Below are 19,418 nucleotides of genomic sequence, written 5' to 3' on the forward strand. Positions count from 1 at the left end.
CCCTCTAGTTTTACTAGAACGTCTCAGTGAAGACGCTTCTTTTTACTCTCTTTTAACTTCTTAGGCGTAACATCTTTACCTTCTTCGTCCACAACTTTAATCGTATGAAGGTGATTTGTCATAGATTGTCGGAAAACTTTTAAATATTCCTGACGTAGCTCTTGCTGTTCTTTCGCTTCAGATTCTGTCAGCCCTTCAGCCTTTGCCTTTTTTGAAAGAGCATTAATACGAGCAAGTTTATCTTTTGATAGCATATAAAACCTATCTCCTTATAATCAATAATTAAAATTACCGAACCGTTCCGGCAACATGTAGTCATCTTACTAAATCTCTTTCGTTTTATCAAGAGATTGAGCACTGTCTTGGTACTCTTGATAGCGACGATGTACCGTCGCTTTTGAAATATTATAACCAAAACCTTTTAGCGTAACTGAAATTTCAGCAAAGGTTAAGCCGTTATGACGAAGGCGGACAATTTCTTCAATCGGCGCTTCTTTTTTTTCTCTTCCCGAGTTAACTCCTTGATTTTTTAAATTTTGCTGCGGACGATAACCGTTTTCTACGGCTCTTTTCATTCCTCTTTTAATTTTAGCATTATGTAATTTCCGCTGATGCTCTTCCACTAAGCTAATAATATCTAACACCATTGAGTCAGATTCTGAAAGCTGAAGCTGGCCTTGATGACTAATCGTATAGATTGTAGCATTTTCTTTATGAAAAGCATGAAGCAGCGCAATTCGGGCGTTTCCTCTGCCTAATCGTGTTTCGTCTTGAATGAGCAGCACAGATATTTTCTCTTCTTTCATTGTATGAAGAACATCCAAAATCCCCTCTCTGTCTACATCATATCCGCTTGCTTTTTCCATCACGACTTTTTTCACCTTTAGATGGTGAAGATCAGCAAGCTTTTTTAATTCTTCTTGCTGGCGCTGTAAAGATGTTTCTTGGGTTTTTTTATCCGTACTGACACGGCAATAAATAATGGCATCCACTTTTATCACGACCTTTTCGGCTTCTAACAATATTCAGGAACGGCCGTTACACACTACTGTTCAATTGCCACTTGATTATGTAACTCTTTTTTTAAAACAGGAATATATAATTTATCTCCAGGAGATAAAGACTGGGCAGTGTCTGAGTTTAAATCATTGACGTCTTCAACCCATTTGACAAATTCATTGGTGGTCAAATGATGGTGATTATGATACTTGTTGGACAAGTCCCAAAGCGTATCTCCTTTTGTAATAGTAACCGTTGAATATTTGTCTAAATCTACTTTATCCGCTCCTAAAACCAGCGTCAATACATATGTAAGTGCAGCGATAACTGCAAAAAAAATAGCGTAATGTTTCATAGAATGTAAGAATTGTTGCATATTATGATCCCCCTATCAGAATATATGTTCTTATTTTAGTGAGAACATTTGTTTCTGTCAATGGAATTCTTCGAACTTATGTTTGTATATTGACACATCACGTGGTATAATTCACCTAAAGAATAGCTAAAATCGAGGTGAAAAATATGAAGCTATCAAAACGTCAACAAGACATACTAGATTTTATTAAGCACGAAGTAAAATTAAAAGGTTATCCGCCTTCTGTTCGCGAGATTGGGGAAGCGGTAGGATTAGCCTCTAGCTCCACTGTACACGGGCATTTAGCTCGTTTAGAAAGCAAAGGGTTAATTCGCAGAGATCCAACAAAACCGAGAGCAATCGAAGTTCTTCAACTAGACGAAGTAAACATCCCTAAAAGCAATGTCATTAATGTTCCTGTTATTGGTAAAGTAACAGCGGGGCTTCCTATAACAGCCGTTGAAAATGTGGAAGAATATTTCCCTCTTCCAGATAAATTCGTTTCTCCAGATGATCATGTATTTATGCTTGAAATTATGGGAGAAAGTATGATTGAAGCAGGTATTCTAGATGGCGATATGGTAATCGTACGTCAGCAGCAAACAGCTAATAATGGAGATATTGTGGTCGCTATGACCGAAGACAACGAAGCAACGGTAAAACGCTTCTTTAAAGAAGAAAATTTCGTTCGTTTACAGCCTGAAAATTCAACGATGGCGCCTATTATTCTTCGCCACGTAACGATTTTAGGAAAAGTAACTGGTGTATATCGCACTATTCACTAATCAGACACTGTATGTAAAACCAACTAATCATGATGTTAGTTGGTTTTTTTACGTTTGTTTTCTAAAAAAATTGGCATATTATAAATGATACGTTGAATCATCGCAGGCAGGTAGAACGGTTTTTATAAAGCTTGTTTTACCCTTTACTTTCTATCTGCATTTCCTCGACTCTTACAAGGAAATACAACCGACTATAAAAAGGATGTAGTTTATGACCAATACACTAAGGAAAACAGAACCATTTCAAACCATTGTACCTACCAAAGCAATGAACATGTTTCTTTTTCCTTTTTCCTTTGACCGAAAAAATAAAGAGCAGCTTGTTCATGCACTGGAAGCAAATTTGTTCGAGTTTTTTTCCATTCAAAACAAACATTTAGAAAAAGAATACTACGGAGAACAATATTACGTATCTCATGATAGCCTGGATCAATATTTTCTTCCTTACATTGAATGCATTCTATTCCCTGACTCGTGCGAAAAAGAAGGGTTGCTTAGATTTTCAAAAAAAATAGACCATGCCATTACGTTACACACTTCCTCCACCACCGTGTCTAGCAACGTGCTGTCTGTGGATGTTTTTTTATGTCCTTTTGAAATTGGCGTCATGACCATTCGCACTGAGATGAGCCATAATCATTACACCTATGATGATATTTTAGAGTTCATGAATCATTTTCGTGTATTAGAACCGAAGCTTGCTGAAGAGCATGGATCCACCATTACCTATGAACATCATCGCTATAGCAAAGTGCAAGATTATATTTTTTCACAGCTCGCGCCATTTTTGAACGAACACATCAAGAAAGAAGCCACACGTGAACAGCACGTTGGGAGCCTTCCTTATTTTATCGATGAACGGATGTTTGTGTTAAGTTATGTAACGGTAAATCAAGAGCAAGAGATTAATTCCACAACTTTATTTCGTACTGGACAGCTAAATAGCTATACGCCTGGCGGGAAAGCGTTTATTTCTGCACACAATCATGAGTATATTAAAACGTATAATACTAAACACGTGTATTCCAGATGGGCTCCTGAAACCTATTACGTCATAACAGACCATGTGTTTTCGTGTATTTCTAAATCGACAGACTCTAAAACGGATCAGCTTTTGATGAATCATCTATTTGGCCAGCATTACTATAATTTATTTTTACATTTTTTCTATAAAATCGTGTTGCTAAAACTATCTTATGAATATTCTCAGCTCACGTTTCATAAAAATTCAGAGGGCATTGAACGACTAATCCGCTCTATTACCGTGTTTTCAGGTAAATATTTGTTTTTAGAAATTAGCTCTCGCACAGAAGGTCAAGAGTTTTCTGAGCTCTTTAAAAAAATCTTTCATATCAATTCTCTTTATCAAGAAGTCAAAGAAACCCTTGGTACTTTGTACCAAAATCAAGAGAAAATCGCAGCCAAGCGTCACAATTACTTATTATTAATTTTAACGATTTACACGGTTCTTTCCGGTATTTACGGAATGAATTTAGTTATTAGCAAACTAAAGGGAAACATCCATTGGGATAGTATGAAGCAGTTTTCTATCTTTGAATATATCGCTTTAATAGTAGCTCTATCAGGAATTCTGATCAGCATTAGTCTCGGAGTGAGTTCCCTATGGAATTTATTAAAAGATCGGTTTAAAACATAAAAGCTGTTCGCATACGTATGGATGCAAACAGCTTTTTAAATTATATGTCCGATATCGAAATCCGTAAAGACACGGGAGATTTTCGTATTATCGACCGAAAAGTAGCGGATGTATTCAAAAAAATGACTGAACGCAATCGTTTTGTACGAGGAATGATGTCTTGGATTGGCTTCAGGCAAACATATGTAGAATATGAGCGCGATGAACGCTTTGCTGGTGAAACAAAATATCTTTTAAAAAAGATGATCAAGTTTGCTTCAGATGGAATTATTGGGTTTTCAACGAAGCCTTTGCGTTTAGTAATGGTTATTGGCTGGTTATCGGTTTTTGTATCACTTTTAGTTTTAAGTTATTCGATTGTTGTTTGGCTGATAGGTAAAAACATTCAGCCTGGCTGGACTTCTATTATGGTAGCTATCACCTTCTTTAGCGGTATTCAGCTACTTGGCTTAGGACTAGTCGGACAATACATCGCAAGAATTTACGATGAAAGTAAAAATAGACCTATTTACGTTGTACGTGAAACCGTTAACTTCTCGAAAGCTTCAACAGATTCTCCAAACGTACGTGAAAAAGTATATAGCTAAAAAAACAAGGAAGAAAACAGCTGTTTTCTTCCTTGTTTTTATTCTTTTTGAAGCTGTAAATCACTTGGCACCCAGTCCGGAATTCCATCATCTTCATCAAATTCAATAATGACATCCGTTACTCCTTTTTCCTGTAAAATACGATTTTCCAGACGATCTTTAATATCATCAGCTTCTGCCACTGTTAAAACAGGATCAATTTCTACTTTTAATTCAACGTGAAGCTCTTCTCCTTCTTTCATCACCATTAACGTTTGAATATCACGCACTTGTACATCTTGCATGACAATCGCGCCAATTTTCATTTCCATTTCTTTATCCGCTTCGCCAAGCGCTCCAGCAGCATTATCTAAAAAGACTCGTCCTACTACAAAAAACATCATAAGACCAATTAAAATAGAAGCAATTCCTTCAGCTTGATGAAAAGGCGTAAATCGCGAAATAAAAACGGCGATTAAAGCCAATACGCCTCCTCCAGTAGCTACCAGATCTTCCATAAAAACAAGTTTAGTTGCTGGCTTGGCTTTCTTTAAATGAACAAAGCTTTGCGCAAAAACATTTGTTTCTGCAGGGTTTATCCCCACATCGTGCAAAATTTCTTTCATTGCCTTAAATAGAACAAACATTTCAAGTAACACCGAGATGCCAAGTACTGCAATATTTAAAATAAAGCCTGAAGACTTCGTCGGATGAAGAATGTGGTGATATCCTTCTTTAATCGTTTCAAACGCCATAATTCCTACTACAAGAACCGCTCCTAATAGAACAAGATTAACCAATCGGCCAAATCCGTTTGGAAATCGTTTGGTCGGGGCTTTTTTACTTAATGCCGAACCTATAAAAACAAAAAACTGATTTGCTGCATCCCCTAAGCTGTGCATCGTTTCAGCAAACATCGCTACATTCCCTGTTAAAGCGAAAGCAATCCCTTTAATAATGGAAATAATAGTATTCACTATAGCGGCCATCATGGCCGATTTATTTCCTTTTCGCAATAACTTAATTAATTCACTCATACAATCCCTCCGTTTGCGCCTTTATGAGATTCGATTACGGTTAGTGTATGTGAATTTAAAAATTAAAAACCTCCAACATACAAGTTGGAGGTTTTTAGTCATGTTTCATTATTTTTTAAAACGGTACGGTACAGTTGTAACGATTACGTTTTTACGGTAAAGCAAATGTGCTTTTAACAGCAGACTGGACTGATTGTGAAGGATATTTTGCCAGCTTTTTTTCGTAATGAATTGTGGAATAACGACCGTAATAGCCATATTGTTTTCCCGCGCTTTTTCCTCGGCCATATCAATGAATCGAAACAGCGGCCGCACTAAGCTGCGGTATTGAGAATGAAACGTAACAATACGAATATCAGGCTGCCACTTCTCCCACTTCTCTTCCATTCTCTTTTCGCTTTCTCGATCAAAGGCCACATGCACTGCAATAACGGTATCGCCAATCGTTCTTGCATAATTTAATGAATTTTCTACTACCTTTGTCATTCCTGCTACAGGAACAATGACCACACTTCCTTCAAGCTTTCCAATCTTTTCTCCTTGCTTAATGCGAAGCTGCTCTCCTACCGCTTCATAATGCGTATGAATGCGATGAAAAATATAGACAATAACCGGTAAGAAAATGAGCACGGACCATACTTGTGAAAACTTCGTTGTAAACAAAATGATTAGCACAGTTAAGGTAATAAGCGCACCAATTAAGTTAATGATTAGCTTTCCTTGCCAGCCGGCCGGCTTTTCTCTAAGCCATTTGACAATCATGCCTGTTTGAGAAAGCGTGAATGGAATGAACACTCCAACTGCATAAAGAGGGATTAATTGTTCAGTCGCTCCTTTAAAAGCTACAATTAAGACAATAGAAGCAATTCCAAGGGTCACAATTCCATTTGAATAGCCTAGTCGATCGCCACGAATTTGAAACATTCTTGGCATGTATTTATCAGACGATAAGTTGACAGCCAGCAAAGGGAAAGCTGAAAAGCCCGTATTCGCTGCTAGCACTAGAATTAGAGCTGTTGTGCCTTGAATAAAATAATAAAATCCATTTCGTCCAAACACACTCGATGCAATTTGTGATACAACCGTTTCATCTGCTTTTGGAGAAATGCCAAGCCAATAAGCTAAAAACGTGATGCCCGAAAATAAAACGGCTAAAATACCGCCCATCAGCATTAATGTATGAACAGCATTTTTTGCACCTGGCTCTTTAAAGTTAGGCACTGCATTTGAAATAGCTTCTACACCTGTCAATGCCGAACAGCCTGACGAAAAAGCTTTTAATAATAAAAACAAACTAATACCTGGCACTACTGTACCGAGAGATGGATGAAGCTCAGGTGAAACTTGACCTGTCGCTATTTTAAACAAGCCTACCGCTATTAACAAAATAAGAGCAATAACAAATAAATAAACCGGATAAGCTAATACAGAAGCGGATTCTGTTACACCACGTAAATTTAAAACGGTAATAAAAATCACCAGCAAACACGCAATTACTACATTGTAATGATGCAGCGTTGGAAAAGCCGAAGTTAAAGCATCGGTTCCTGCTGAAACACTCACGGCAACTGTTAAAATATAATCTACTAACAGTGACCCCCCAGCGATAAGCCCAGGATTTTCTCCTAAATTGGTTTTCGAAACAATATAAGCTCCTCCGCCTTGCGGATACGCATAAATAATTTGACGATATGAAAGAATTAAAGCCGTCAGGAGTACCAATACCCCAATCGCAATTGGAATCGAATACCAATAGGCAAGGACGCCGACTGTTGCAAGTACAATCAAAATTTGTTCTGTTCCATAAGCCACTGAAGATAAGGCATCTGAAGATAAAATAGCCAGTGCTTTAAGCTTACTAAGCTTTTGATCGCCTAACTCTTTTGTTTTAAGCGGCTTTCCAATCAATAATCTTTTGAGAACTGAATAGTTCACGCAATTTCCCTCCGATGATTGCCTAGCTACTATTTACTATTCATTGCTAAGCTCCGTTACAAGTTCACGAACAAGTGATATCATTCCTAAAAAATACCTTTTTATGTTAAAAAAGCGCACAAAAAAAACACTAAGGGTTCTCAGCGTTTTTACACAGCTTAAACCTCCTCTCCAAAACGCTTATGGGGTTAGCTGTCGGATTCGGGCTATGAGAGTAGCCCTACCTTTTAAAAAAGGATTCACCCCAAGTGACAATGCACAAATTTGGGTCCCCCACTTCTGACGAATTAAGCGATAACAGGTCAATATAATTTTCGGTTAAAGGGTATGATCGATAACATGTTTCTTTCATAACTATCCTTTGTTCTTAGATAATATACTCCCGTACAAATGGTTTGTAAAGCATTATTTTACGTAAACCATAAAATAGTACTTAAGGCGCTTTTAACAGAAAAACAAAAGGCCTTCTGCTCGCTTACAGAAGACCTTTTTGCTTTAACTTTTTGCTTTTAAAACGGCTGCTAGCTTGTTTTTCGTTTGAGGACCATAAATGCCATCTACATCATAAGGAAGATACACAAGCTGAAAACGTCTTACTGCATCTTTCGTTTGAACTCCATATATTCCGTCTACTGACCCTACTTTAAAATTAACTGCGTTTAATGCTCTTTGAAGCTGTTTCACGGCTTCTCCAGAATCACCTTGCTTTAAAATTCCATTGGGAAGTGGATATTGTTCAGCAGGTGGTGTTGGAGATGGGTTTGGTGAAGTCCCTGAAGGAATAACAATTGTTTTTCCAACCTGTAGTGTTAAAGGATCAGAAAGCCCTGTATTCGCTTCTTGAAGCGCTTGTACTGTTATATTGTACTTCTGTGCAATACTGTACAGCGTATCTCCTTGCTTGATCGTATACGTTTTTGTACCTGGTTCAGAAGGTGATGGATTTGGTGTTGGTGTTGGATTTGGGTTTGGAACTGCACGACGGGGTAAATTCAAATAGACGGCAATTCCTTTTGCATACGATTCACCCATGCTTTTTAAAAAAGCTTCGTTTTGGAGAAGTGCTGCATCGGTGCGGTTATCAATAAAAGCTATTTCAGTTAGTACTGCGGGCATATTTGTTAAGCGAAGCACCGCATAATTGGCTGACTTTCGACCGCGATTCGGATGATTATACGATAGCAGCGTTGGCTGTACTTGGCCGTGGACAATTGATTGAAACGTTTTACTGGCATTGCTAGCGCTTCTGTAAACATAATCTTCGTACCCTGTTCCTCCACCGGCATTTACGTGAATAGACATAAATGCATCTGCTCCCCACGAATTAGCTTGAGAAGCGCGCTGAGATAACGATAAAAAAGTATCTGTGGTACGAGTGGTTTTAATCGTAAAGTCACTGTAGGTGCTATTTAAATAGCTTATTAAATATTGTTGAATTTTTAAAACTAAGTTTTTTTCATACAGTCCATTCGCTCCAACTGCTCCTGCATCTGCCCCACCATGTCCTGCATCAAGATAGATTTTTTTCATATTACTTGTCCCTCCTTATTGTTAACATATGCAAGGGGGCAAAAAGTGCTACGTATACTAGCCTAGCAGGTGAAAAATCACTAAAAAAAAGACCCGCTGCCCAATGGCAACGGGTTATTCTGCTTTATAGACAGAATACTGAATAAGGATAGCTCTCAAGGAGTGACAGCTATATGCAGAGTGTTGATTCGTTGATTAAATGATAATAATTATCATTTTCATTTAAAGTATACACTGCAAGGAAAGTTTTGTCTATTCTATTATCGTCATAAGCCTATTTAAAAAGAAGAACACCTACAACAATGAGAATAATCCAAATTGGAATGCTTATTAAAATTCCTATGACCAAACCTTTAAAGAAATTTCCTTCTTTCATTTTCCTTACATTCCTCTCCAACAGTATTTTCTATCGATACTGTGCCTGGCTGAAAATTCTCTGAAGTTATACTGAAATACAGTGCAGAGTGAACACATAAACAATCTCTCTATCTGTTATACACTACTTTTACATATAGATTCAATGAGACAAAAAGATTATCCTTTTTAATTCATATAACCAAATTCTTTCCTGTATATAACAAAACAATAAAAAGCCTCCCGTAAATTATACGACAGGCAGCTATACTTGTTTTATGAACAGCTTAGTTCGATATTTAATATACGCATGCAGAATATTATTCATTATGAAAAACAAAAAAGTCCGAGAGAACGTATAAACGATCTCTCGGACTTTTAGGAATTAATATTGGCTCATGTATTGGTCACGTTCCCAAGGATGAACTTGTGTACGGAACATATCCCATTCGATTTCTTTCGCTTCAACGAAGTGCTCTGCTAAGTGTTCACCTAATGCAGAAACCATAACTTCGTTTGATTGGAAGCTATCTAAAGCTTGAGCTAATGTTGCAGGTAAATCTACGATACCTTCTTCAATACGCTCTTCTTTTGTCATTACATAGATATTACGATCGATAGGTTTTGGAGCTTCAAGGTTGTTCTTGATTCCATCTAAACCAGCTTTTAATAGAACAGCCATTGCTAAATATGGGTTAGCAGCTGGGTCTACGCTACGTACCTCAACACGAGTTCCTACGCCGCGAGAAGCTGGAATACGGATTAATGGGCTACGGTTGCGAGCAGACCATGCAACATAACAAGGAGCCTCATATCCAGGCACTAGACGCTTATAAGAGTTTACAGTAGGATTTGTTACTGCTGTAAAGCTATGTGCGTGCTTGATGATACCTGCGATAAATTGACGAGCAGTATCACTTAGCTCTAGATTACCGTTTTCATCATAAAATGCGTTTTGACCATCTTTAAATAATGAAACGTTACAGTGCATACCTGAACCATTCACACCAAATAATGGTTTTGGCATAAATGTAGCATGTAAGCCATGTTTACGTGCAATTGTTTTTACAACAAGTTTGAACGTTTGGATATCATCACAAGCTTTTAATGCAGCAGCATATTTGAAGTCAATCTCGTGTTGTCCAGGAGCTACCTCATGGTGAGATGCTTCAATTTCAAAGCCCATTTCTTCAAGCTCTAATACGATGTCACGACGGCAGTTTTCACCAAGGTCAGTTGGCGCTAAGTCGAAGTAGCCACCTTTATCATTTAATTCTAATGTAGGTTCGCCTTTTTCGTCTAATTTGAATAAGAAGAACTCTGGCTCAGGTCCAAGGTTAAAATCAGTAAATCCTAACTCTTCCATCTCTTTTAACACACGTTTTAAGTTATTACGTGGATCGCCATCAAACGGAGTTCTATCTGCATTGTAGATGTCACAAATAAAACGTGCTACTTTACCTTTTTCAGATGTCCAAGGGAAAATAACAAATGTATCAATATCCGGGAATAGGTACATATCTGATTCTTCAATACGCACAAACCCTTCAATAGAAGAACCGTCAAACATCATTTTGTTGTCTAACGCTTTTTCTAATTGACTTACTGGAATTTCAACGTTTTTAATTGTTCCTAAAATGTCAGTGAACTGAAGACGAATATACTTTACATTCTCTTCTTGAACTTTGCGGAAAATATCTTCTTTTGTGTACTTTGCCATCGTGTGATCCTCCCCTAAATCTCTATATAATATTTATAATCTATACCCCTCATATACGAACGGCATAAATATTGATAACTTTATTAATGAAAGAACCTGGACATATCTCCTTGATTTAAAGTTGCTCGATTAAAACGGCCTGCTTGCATAAGTTCTGCACGAAGCATTTTTCGCAATTCATCGTCCGTTAATTCTGGCTTTGCTGTTGCTGCCACAACTTTTTCTTCTTGCTTATGCCCTTTTTGCTCCTTTTGAAGATGAAACAGCTGTTTTACACCTGCTAAGTTTACACCTTGTTCAATAAGATCACGGATTTCAAGCAGCTTATCAACATCGTTAAATGAGAATAATCGTCGATTTCCCTCTGTTCTTACTGGTGCAACTAATTCATGTTCTTCATAGTAGCGAATTTGGCGAGCCGACAACTCAGTTAACTGCATCACAATTCCAATTGGGAAAAGTGGCGTATTTCTTCGAATGTTGTCACTCATTTCAGTTCCTCCTTTGGATTAACTATTTACATTGTATGCTATGTTAGTTCACCTGTCAACCGAATGTTAGTAATTCTAACATAAATTTTTCTGAACATTTCTTCTATACAAATAAATAGCACTTCGTTTATTTTTATAAGCCTATCTTTTCTTTCTTAGCGGGGAGAAAAATAGTCTTTCTATCTTATATTTTATAAAAGTTCTTTCGTCAGCATTTGATCTACTGCCATACATATTGCTACTTTTACGTGAGCATACGTTAACCCACCCTGCACGTAAGCGACATATGGAGGCCTGATAGGCCCATCTGCCGTCAGCTCGAGGCTTGCTCCTTGTATAAACGTTCCTGCTGCCATAATTACATCATCTTCGTACCCTGGCATATAAGCAGGATAGGCTGTTACGTGTGAATTAATTGGCGAAGCGAATTGAATAGCCTGACAAAAAGAAACCATTTTATCGCGGTCATCGAACTGCACGGATTGAATTAAATCCGTTCGTTCACTGTTCCACTTCGGTTCACTTTGCATCCCTAGTTCTTCAAACATAGCGGATGAGAAAACCGCTCCTTTTAATGCTTGACCGACTACGTGCGGCGCCAAGAAGAATCCTTGATACATTTCTTGTAAGCTATAAAGCGTCGCTCCAGCTTCTGCACCGATTCCAGGAGTTGTCATTCGGTATGAACAAGCCTCCACTAAATCTTTGCGTCCTGCAATATAACCGCCGATTTTAGCAAGGCCTCCACCGGGGTTCTTAATAAGCGACCCTGCCATCAAATCTGCTCCTACATGCGTTGGCTCGATTGTTTCTACAAATTCACCGTAGCAGTTATCAACAAATACTGTAACGTCAGGCTTAATACTCTTTACAAAAGAAATCATTTCTTTTATTTGCGCGACTGTAAAAGAAGGACGAATGCCGTAACCTTTTGAGCGCTGAATGCCTATCATCTTTGTGTGCTCATGAATAGACGCTTTCACTTCCTCAAAATCCACTTGACCTTGCGCTGTTAAATCTACTGATTTATAGCTAATATTATATTCTTTTAAAGAGCCTACGCCGCTTCCTCGTATACCAACAATTTCTTCAAGGGTGTCATAAGGCTTTCCGGTTATATATAATAGTTCATCTCCAGGACGCAGTACACCAAACAGCGATATGCCGATTGCGTGCGTACCTGAAATAATTTGCGGACGCACCAGGCAAGCTTCTGTTCCAAAAACGTCCGCGTATACTTTCTCCAACGTATCGCGGCCTAGATCGTCATATCCATACCCCGTTGTCGGATTAAAATGTGAATCACTCACTCGATTTTGCTGAAAGCTTTGCAGCACCCGAAATTGATTTGCTTCAATGCGCTCGTCAATTTTCTCATGCACGGGCTTAATTTGTTTTTCTACTTTTGCAGCAAGTTCTCGAATGCGTGCCCCGTTTTTTAACTGATCAAACATCATTTCTTTGTTCCTCAACTTTCTTCAAGCGTTTGTAGCTTTTTGTAAAGGGGATGCTCTTTTGCAATATACCCTTTGCACTGATACTTCTCAGTTTCTTCATTGAATTTTAACGACTCAACAATAGAGACCGTTTTGAGTTCAGCGAGCATTTTCCCTTCATAAGCCGGCAGCAGCACATGAAAAAACGCCATTTCTTTTTTCATTTCTTCTTGAATTCTTTCCCCAAGCTTCACTAAATCAGCGGCTTTAAAAGCGCTCATTGATAACGATGTCGAAGCGGATGGGACAAATAGTTCATGCTGCATATCTTCTTTATTGTAAACTGTCAGCATCGGAATGTCCGTTACGTTCAGCTCTTCTAGTAAGCGATGCACTGTTTTTTCGTGGTTGTTGTAATCTGGATTAGATGAATCTACCACGTGCAGAACAAGGTCAGCTTCGGTTACTTCTTCAAGTGTTGAACGGAACGCGGCTACTAACGTTGTTGGAAGATCTTGAATAAATCCAACCGTATCCGTTAACAGAGCCGTTAATCCTGACGGAAGCGTATACTGTCTTGTCGTTGGATCAAGAGTTGCAAACAGCTGATTTTCTTCAAAAATACCAGCTTCTGTTAAACGGTTAAAGATCGTCGATTTACCAGCGTTCGTATAGCCCACAATTGCAATTTGATAGACATGATTACGCTTACGTCTTTCTCGATAACGTTCGCGGTGACTTACCACTGTCTTTAACTGACGCTTAATTTCATCAATTTTACGGCGAATATGTCTGCGGTCGCTTTCAAGTTTCGTTTCACCAGGACCTCTTGTTCCAATTCCGCCTCCAAGACGCGACAAAGCGGTACCTTGTCCTACTAACCTAGGTAGCAGATAATTTAATTGAGCAAGTTCCACCTGCATTTTTCCTTCTCGCGTTTGAGCACGCTGTGCGAAGATATCCAAAATCAGCTGCGTGCGGTCAATAATACGCGCAGATAACCCTGCTGACAAATTGCGGATTTGACTCGGTGACAATTCATCATTAAATACAATTAAATCAGGCTCTAACTCTTCTTCAAGAGCTACAAGTTCTTCTACTTTCCCTTTTCCAATATAAGTAGCTGGATGAATGCGATCGCGCTTTTGCGTTAACCTTACCAGCACTTCGCCTTTTGCAGTCTCAGTTAAAGATGCTAGCTCATCCATTGAATATTCAAAACGTTCGTCATCGTCATGAAGCTGACATCCGACTAAAATTACGCGTTCAAGTTCAGTATTCATTTCTGCTGTCAAAGATTTTTCCTTCCCTTACTATTAAATTGACAAATCATTCATATCATATCAAAAAAATGTCCATTTCTCCATCTTTGCAAAAGAGACAGAATACATTGTCTTTTACTAGTTTAACACCCTTTTTAAAATCTATAAAACGATGATTAAAAAAACATTGAAATATCACGAAATTCTGTATACAATTTGAATTGGTTTACTTATCGAAATTTGAATCAGGCTGCCTGATTTTAAAATAATAGTCGCTACTTGGTGAAAACAGAATAAAGGGGATAGCATCATGACTTGGGACGTACTTAGCATTATTGGAACGATTGCTTTTGCAATCAGCGGAGCTTTCATTGCCATGGAAGAGGAATATGATATTTTAGGCGTTTACATACTCGGAATCGTAACGGCTTTTGGCGGAGGAGCCATTCGAAACCTGCTTATCGGTGTACCGGTGTCTGCCCTTTGGGAACAAGGACTCTTTTTTCAGATTGCTTTATTATCTATCACTGCCACTTTTTTATTTCCAAACAATATCTTAAAACATTGGAAGCGATGGGGAAACTTTTCGGATGCCATTGGCCTTGCAGCATTCGCGATTCAAGGAGCGCTTTATGCCACTCATATGAACCATCCGCTTAGCGCGGTTATTGTAGCTGCGGTCTTAACAGGAAGCGGTGGGGGGATTATCCGAGATTTATTAGCACGCCGAAAGCCTACTGTTCTTAAAGATGAAATTTATGCGGTATGGGCGATTATCGCAGGATTTAGCGTGGGGCTGCATATTACAAATACGCCTGTAGAACTTTATACGTTATTTATCTTACTTGTAGGTCTTCGGATGTGTTCATATATTTACAAATGGCGCCTGCCGATCAAAACGATTCGACAGCCAAATATGTAGAAAAAAGCCTTTCATGACGAAAGGCTTTTTTTTACAGCTGAATATCGCTTGACGTTAAAGTTAGAAGCTCGTTGCGCTCATAGCTTTCTTCTTCTAAAAGCCTCATGGATTGAGTGCGTATGGAACGTTCGATAATGTTTCGCACATATCTACCGTTACTAAAATCCCTAGGCGTCTGATTGTACTTCACGTCCATGAAATGATCTTTTAGCTTTTTATAGGCCTCTGTACTAAACTGATACTGTCTGTCATTCATCATGTGACCGGCAATGTCCATCAGTTCATTGACATCATAATCCGGAAAATCAAAAATAAACGGAAACCTAGAGCGCAGTCCTGGATTAAGACTTAAGAAATTTTCCATTTCTCTTGGATAACCAGCTAAAATCAATACAAACTTATCATTTGAATCTTCCATATGTTTGACCAATGTATCAATCGCTTCTTTTCCAAAATCTTTTTCTCCCCCTCTTGCAAGAGAATAAGCCTCATCAATAAATAAAATACCTCCAAGCGCTTTTTTTACAAGATCTCTCGTTTTCTGAGCGGTATGACCAATGTATTCTCCAACTAAATCTGCCCGCTCTGCTTCAATTAAATGTCCTTTAGACAAGATGTTCATATTCAAAAATAATTTACCTAGCAGGCGGGCTACCGTCGTTTTCCCTGTTCCTGGATTTCCTTTAAACATCATATGCAGCGCCTGCTTTCCCGCTTTTAAGCCCTGTTCCTCTCTTTTTTTGTTAATATATAACCACGCATATATTTCTTTTATCATTTTTTTCAATTCTTCCATTCCAACCAGTCCGCTCATTTCTCGTTCAATTTCCCGAAGCGGCTCATGATTTATCACAGCTTTTTTGGCAGGACGCGGAATTGATGTCGTATACGATTTTTCCTTTTTTGTTTCATTATTTAAAATGATATTAATTTGCCCATTATTTTTAAGAGTTATCGGCTGCTCCACCATGTTCACCTCTCGTTTCATCCCACTTCTCTGTATCGCATAGCTGCATGCGATGAACGATACGAAGACAATGATCTCTTATTACCGAAGAAATAATCGTCTATTATAAGGTTTATGTTCGATGAGTAAAAACAATGTTAAGAAACTTTTTTAAGCCTTTATTTGCATAAAAAAAGCATCCGAATATGCGGATGCTTCTCATTAATCTCTATTCAAGTTCTACTGTAATATTTTTATTTGGTACAAATGTCGAAATAGCATGTTTATAAATCAGCTGCTGTTTTCCTTCAGATTCAATTAACACAGTAAAGTTATCAAATCCTTTAATTAGTCCTCTTAATTGAAAACCATTTAAAAGAAATACCGTCACGTAGATATTTTCTTTACGTAATTGATTTAAAAATTGGTCTTGAATATTAACTGATTGTTTCATTATTCGGCCTCCTCGTTTCTCTATCTGTTTACTTAATTCGCTTCTTTCTTCAGCTTTCCTGCAATATATGTAAAAATTTCAGCAAACTTTTCGGGAAATTTGTCAACTTCCATCTTTATCCATTTTACAGGCATTTTATTTCGAAACCACGTTAACTGACGCTTTGCATATCTGCGTGAATTTTGTTTCAACTGTTCAACGGCTTCTTCGAGCGTACAGCGTCCTTCAAAATAAGCATACAGCTCTTTATAGCCGATAGCTTGAATTGATTGTACATCATGCAGACCACTTTCGTACAATGATTTGACTTCATCAAGCAGTCCAGCCTGCATCATCATATCGACTCGGTGATTAATTCTCTCATATAATACGTCTCTATCCATTGTAAGTCCAATAATGCTTACGTCATATAATAACTCTTGCGACTGTTCTTTTGTATAGTCACTGAATTTTTTACCGGTTACTTCATAAACTTCAAGCGCTCTGATTACACGGCGATGGTTATTTTTATGGATAGCAGCTGCACTGTCTGGGTCAATTTCTTTTAGCTTTTCATACAGGGGATCAATGCCATGAGCTTTAATAAATACTTCCATTCGTTCACGAACTTTTTCATCACTAGGAGTTTCTGTGAACTGATAATCATAAATAACGGATTGAATATAAAGACCCGTCCCTCCAACAATCATCGGCATTTTTCCTCTAGCATGAATATCATCGATTTGTTTTCTTACAATCTCTTGAAATTCTGCCACAGAAAACGATTCATCTGGCTCCTTAATATCGATCAGGTAATGGGGAATACCCTGCATCTCTTCTTCTGACACCTTTGCTGTTCCGATATCCATCCCTTTATAAATTTGCATGGAATCACCTGAAATAATTTCTCCGTCTAACTGTTTGGCAAGTTCAATGCTCAATTTTGTTTTACCAACCGCAGTTGGTCCAATAATGACAATAAGTTTGGGTTTCTCTCCCGTCATAACAACACTACTTTCATCTATAGGCATTCACATCATTCCATTTTATCCAAATGGCCATGATTTATTCAACAAAACGGCTAGCTGCAGCTAGCCGCATTGCCTACATCACTCGCTTAAACATTTTTTCCATTTCATACGTCGAATGATGAATAATAATTGGTCGTCCGTGCGGACACGTAAATGGATCTGTTGTTTTTCTCAACGTTTCAAGTAAAGCAAAAATCTCATCGTTTCGCAAATGATGATTCGCTTTAATCGATCCTTTACAGCTCATCATAATAGCCGCTTCTTCTCGTAACTTTTCGATATTGACTCGTTTCATCGTAAAGATTTGCTGAATCATTTCTTCAATGGTTTCCTGTTCCTCTCCTTTTGGAAACCACTGCGGATGCGAACGAACTATATAGGAGTTTTGTCCAAACGGTTCTAAAAAGACTCCTACTTCAGCAAGCATGTCTTTGTATTCTTCTAAAATCAGGGCTTCATTTCCCGAGAACTCTAGCGTAAGCGGCATAAGCAGTTCTTGAACTTCTGAATCTACTTCTCCAAGCTTTCGCTTAAAATATTCGTACTTAATTCTCTCCTGCGCCGCGTGCTGATCAATAATAAATAATCCTTTTTCATTTTGTGCCAAAATATACGTTCCGTGCATTTGGCCAATTGGGTACATCGCAGGAACACGCGGTTCTGGCCGCTCTTTGGCTGAATGGCTTGGTTCTGGAATAGGAGCGTTTTCTTCCACCGATTCTTCATAGTGTTCTATTTCTCGAAACGTTGGTTCGAGTTCTTCATCTTGACGTATGACCTCTTTTTTAACAGGCGGCATGATCTCGTCTACACGAGCGGGAGCCTCCTTAAGGCTAGGCTCGCGAACCATGTCAGACGGCTGATAGCCAGACGGTTTAGACCGATGATCAAATGTAAAGGTCTGCTGCTCAGTTGGCTGAACAGCTGATTTTGACTTAGTTGGTACTACAGCATCCGGAATTAACTGTTGCTTTTTAAAAGCAGCTTTCACTCCTTGTTCAATAAGTTCAAACAGCTCCGCTTCCTTACTTAAGCGCACTTCTAGTTTCGCTGGATGAACATTCACGTCCACTAACAAAGGGTCCATTGTAATGGTTAAAAACACGATTGGAAAACGGCCGATAGATAAAAGGGTATGATAGCCCTGCTGTACCGCTTTTAACAGCCCGTAGTTTTTAACAAACCGACCGTTAATAATGGTCGACATGTAGTTACGAGAAGCTCTTGTAATTTCAGGAAGAGCGACGTAACCACTCACTTCATAATCAAGAGACTGAACGTTAATCGGAATCATTTTTCTGGCCACTGCCATTCCATAAATAGCTGCAAGCACTTGACGCACATCTCCGCTTCCGTTCGTATACAGAAGCTGTCTTCCTTGATGCATCAGCCGAATTGAAACTTCAGGATGAGACATCGCAAGGCGATTGACTACGTCCGTTACGTTACCAAGCTCCGTGTTTACCGTCTTCATATATTTTAAACGTGCAGGTGTGTTGAAAAATAAGTTTTCAATAACAAGTTCGGTACCTTTTCGACTTGACGTTAATTCGTGATGAACGATTTCTCCGCCTCTAAGTTTAAGATGAGTGCCGGCTTCTTCTCCCGTACTCGTTTTGAGTTCAAGCATTGAAACCGAAGCAATACTTGGCAAAGCTTCACCGCGAAATCCTAACGTTCGAATTCGAAATAAATCTTGCTCTGTTTTGATTTTACTTGTCGCATGTCTTTTAAAAGCGGTCAAGCAGTCTTCAGAAGCAATGCCGTCTCCATTATCCAATATACGAATTTTTGAAAGCCCAGCTTCTTCTAGCTCAATTTCAATAACTGTACTGTTTGCATCAATAGCATTTTCGACTAGTTCTTTCACCACCGAAGCAGGTCGTTCAACAACTTCTCCGGCAGCAATTTTATTTGAAAGTTCGTCTGAAAGCTGCACAATTTTACCCACAGACTCAC

Annotated in this window: 17 protein-coding genes, 1 pseudogene and 1 riboswitch; of the genes and pseudogenes, 4 read left to right on the forward strand and 14 right to left on the reverse strand. The window is 38.5% G+C overall.

Annotated elements, in window-relative coordinates; genetic code table 11:
* Nucleotides 1-23: 23 nt before the first annotated feature.
* The 3 genes from JNUCC25_RS20530 to yneA form a co-directional block, all read right to left on the reverse strand.
* Complete coding sequence (locus JNUCC25_RS20530) at nucleotides 24-254, reverse strand: DUF896 domain-containing protein (RefSeq protein ID WP_013058775.1); 231 nt, start codon at nucleotides 252-254, stop codon at nucleotides 24-26.
* A 69-nt stretch (nucleotides 255-323) separates the two neighbouring features.
* Nucleotides 324-992, reverse strand: a complete 669-nt coding sequence (locus tag JNUCC25_RS20535) for a YneB family resolvase-like protein (RefSeq protein WP_013058776.1) — start codon at nucleotides 990-992, stop codon at nucleotides 324-326.
* Nucleotides 993-1,045: 53 nt separating this feature from the next.
* Nucleotides 1,046-1,375: a cell division suppressor protein YneA gene (gene yneA / locus JNUCC25_RS20540; RefSeq protein ID WP_014458514.1), complete on the reverse strand. Its 330-nt coding sequence runs from the start codon at nucleotides 1,373-1,375 to the stop codon at nucleotides 1,046-1,048.
* 146 nt (nucleotides 1,376-1,521) lie between these two features.
* Here yneA and lexA point away from each other — a divergent pair, with 146 nt between their 5' ends.
* The 3 genes and pseudogenes from lexA to JNUCC25_RS20555 all read left to right on the forward strand — a co-directional run.
* Entirely contained in the window at nucleotides 1,522-2,139 is a 618-nt protein-coding gene (lexA, locus tag JNUCC25_RS20545; protein WP_013058778.1) for a transcriptional repressor LexA, read from the forward strand.
* A 211-nt stretch (nucleotides 2,140-2,350) separates the two neighbouring features.
* Nucleotides 2,351-3,796: a magnesium transporter CorA family protein gene (locus JNUCC25_RS20550; protein WP_064472068.1), complete on the forward strand. Its 1,446-nt coding sequence runs from the start codon at nucleotides 2,351-2,353 to the stop codon at nucleotides 3,794-3,796.
* A gap of 32 nt (nucleotides 3,797-3,828) precedes the next feature.
* Nucleotides 3,829-4,383, forward strand: a pseudogene (locus JNUCC25_RS20555) (glycosyltransferase); the annotation flags it as partial.
* 38 nt (nucleotides 4,384-4,421) lie between these two features.
* Here the strand turns inward: JNUCC25_RS20555 and JNUCC25_RS20560 are convergent.
* The 7 genes from JNUCC25_RS20560 to hflX form a co-directional block, all read right to left on the reverse strand.
* The gene (locus JNUCC25_RS20560; RefSeq protein ID WP_013058781.1) at nucleotides 4,422-5,399 is read right to left on the reverse strand and encodes a cation diffusion facilitator family transporter; all 978 of its coding nucleotides are present in this window, start codon (nucleotides 5,397-5,399) and stop codon (nucleotides 4,422-4,424) included.
* A gap of 108 nt (nucleotides 5,400-5,507) precedes the next feature.
* On the reverse strand, nucleotides 5,508-7,334 hold the full coding sequence (locus JNUCC25_RS20565) for an APC family permease (RefSeq protein WP_029320648.1): 1,827 nt from the start codon (nucleotides 7,332-7,334) through the stop codon (nucleotides 5,508-5,510).
* 162 nt (nucleotides 7,335-7,496) lie between these two features.
* Nucleotides 7,497-7,638: riboswitch (cyclic di-AMP (ydaO/yuaA leader) on the reverse strand.
* A 191-nt stretch (nucleotides 7,639-7,829) separates the two neighbouring features.
* Nucleotides 7,830-8,864, reverse strand: a complete 1,035-nt coding sequence (locus JNUCC25_RS20570; RefSeq protein WP_029320646.1) for an N-acetylmuramoyl-L-alanine amidase — start codon at nucleotides 8,862-8,864, stop codon at nucleotides 7,830-7,832.
* 739 nt (nucleotides 8,865-9,603) lie between these two features.
* The gene (gene glnA, locus JNUCC25_RS20575) at nucleotides 9,604-10,938 is read right to left on the reverse strand and encodes a type I glutamate--ammonia ligase (RefSeq protein WP_013058785.1); all 1,335 of its coding nucleotides are present in this window, start codon (nucleotides 10,936-10,938) and stop codon (nucleotides 9,604-9,606) included.
* Nucleotides 10,939-11,021: 83 nt separating this feature from the next.
* Complete coding sequence (locus JNUCC25_RS20580; protein WP_013058786.1) at nucleotides 11,022-11,429, reverse strand: MerR family transcriptional regulator; 408 nt, start codon at nucleotides 11,427-11,429, stop codon at nucleotides 11,022-11,024.
* 191 nt (nucleotides 11,430-11,620) lie between these two features.
* Entirely contained in the window at nucleotides 11,621-12,883 is a 1,263-nt protein-coding gene (locus JNUCC25_RS20585) for a methionine gamma-lyase family protein (RefSeq protein ID WP_013058787.1), read from the reverse strand.
* A 14-nt stretch (nucleotides 12,884-12,897) separates the two neighbouring features.
* Nucleotides 12,898-14,160, reverse strand: coding sequence for a GTPase HflX (gene hflX / locus JNUCC25_RS20590; protein WP_078082127.1), 1,263 nt, complete (start codon nucleotides 14,158-14,160; stop codon nucleotides 12,898-12,900).
* Nucleotides 14,161-14,437: 277 nt separating this feature from the next.
* On the opposite strand from hflX, the gene JNUCC25_RS20595 reads away from it, so the two are divergent.
* On the forward strand, nucleotides 14,438-15,049 hold the full coding sequence (locus JNUCC25_RS20595; RefSeq protein ID WP_013058789.1) for a trimeric intracellular cation channel family protein: 612 nt from the start codon (nucleotides 14,438-14,440) through the stop codon (nucleotides 15,047-15,049).
* 31 nt (nucleotides 15,050-15,080) lie between these two features.
* Here the strand turns inward: JNUCC25_RS20595 and spoVK are convergent, their stop codons facing one another.
* From spoVK to mutL, 4 genes are all read right to left on the reverse strand, one after another.
* On the reverse strand, nucleotides 15,081-16,037 hold the full coding sequence (gene spoVK / locus JNUCC25_RS20600; protein WP_013058790.1) for a stage V sporulation protein K: 957 nt from the start codon (nucleotides 16,035-16,037) through the stop codon (nucleotides 15,081-15,083).
* Between the two features lie 187 nt (nucleotides 16,038-16,224).
* Nucleotides 16,225-16,449 carry an RNA chaperone Hfq gene (gene hfq / locus JNUCC25_RS20605; RefSeq protein ID WP_013058791.1) on the reverse strand — a complete coding sequence of 75 codons (225 nt, stop codon included), beginning with the start codon at nucleotides 16,447-16,449 and terminating at the stop codon, nucleotides 16,225-16,227.
* A gap of 32 nt (nucleotides 16,450-16,481) precedes the next feature.
* Nucleotides 16,482-17,432 carry a tRNA (adenosine(37)-N6)-dimethylallyltransferase MiaA gene (gene miaA / locus JNUCC25_RS20610; RefSeq protein ID WP_013058792.1) on the reverse strand — a complete coding sequence of 317 codons (951 nt, stop codon included), beginning with the start codon at nucleotides 17,430-17,432 and terminating at the stop codon, nucleotides 16,482-16,484.
* A gap of 100 nt (nucleotides 17,433-17,532) precedes the next feature.
* Nucleotides 17,533-19,410: a DNA mismatch repair endonuclease MutL gene (mutL, locus tag JNUCC25_RS20615; RefSeq protein ID WP_098314800.1), complete on the reverse strand. Its 1,878-nt coding sequence runs from the start codon at nucleotides 19,408-19,410 to the stop codon at nucleotides 17,533-17,535.
* Between the last annotated feature and the right edge of the window lie 8 nt (nucleotides 19,411-19,418).

This window comes from Priestia sp. JNUCC 25 (assembly GCF_053667915.1).

Excerpts from the sequence above, each read along its gene's own strand:
- JNUCC25_RS20550 (WP_064472068.1), top strand. The coding sequence starts at position 2,351 with ATGACCAATACACTAAGGAAAACAGAACCATTTCAAACCATTGTACCT.
- spoVK (WP_013058790.1), bottom strand. The coding sequence starts at position 16,037 with ATGAAACGAGAGGTGAACATGGTGGAGCAGCCGATAACTCTTAAAAAT.
- miaA (WP_013058792.1), bottom strand. The coding sequence starts at position 17,432 with ATGACGGGAGAGAAACCCAAACTTATTGTCATTATTGGACCAACTGCG.
- JNUCC25_RS20570 (WP_029320646.1), bottom strand. The coding sequence starts at position 8,864 with ATGAAAAAAATCTATCTTGATGCAGGACATGGTGGGGCAGATGCAGGA.
- yneA (WP_014458514.1), bottom strand. The coding sequence starts at position 1,375 with ATGCAACAATTCTTACATTCTATGAAACATTACGCTATTTTTTTTGCA.
- JNUCC25_RS20595 (WP_013058789.1), top strand. The coding sequence starts at position 14,438 with ATGACTTGGGACGTACTTAGCATTATTGGAACGATTGCTTTTGCAATC.
- glnA (WP_013058785.1), bottom strand. The coding sequence starts at position 10,938 with ATGGCAAAGTACACAAAAGAAGATATTTTCCGCAAAGTTCAAGAAGAG.
- hfq (WP_013058791.1), bottom strand. The coding sequence starts at position 16,449 with ATGAAACAATCAGTTAATATTCAAGACCAATTTTTAAATCAATTACGT.
- JNUCC25_RS20530 (WP_013058775.1), bottom strand. The coding sequence starts at position 254 with ATGCTATCAAAAGATAAACTTGCTCGTATTAATGCTCTTTCAAAAAAG.
- lexA (WP_013058778.1), top strand. The coding sequence starts at position 1,522 with ATGAAGCTATCAAAACGTCAACAAGACATACTAGATTTTATTAAGCAC.
- JNUCC25_RS20580 (WP_013058786.1), bottom strand. The coding sequence starts at position 11,429 with ATGAGTGACAACATTCGAAGAAATACGCCACTTTTCCCAATTGGAATT.
- JNUCC25_RS20585 (WP_013058787.1), bottom strand. The coding sequence starts at position 12,883 with ATGTTTGATCAGTTAAAAAACGGGGCACGCATTCGAGAACTTGCTGCA.
- JNUCC25_RS20560 (WP_013058781.1), bottom strand. The coding sequence starts at position 5,399 with ATGAGTGAATTAATTAAGTTATTGCGAAAAGGAAATAAATCGGCCATG.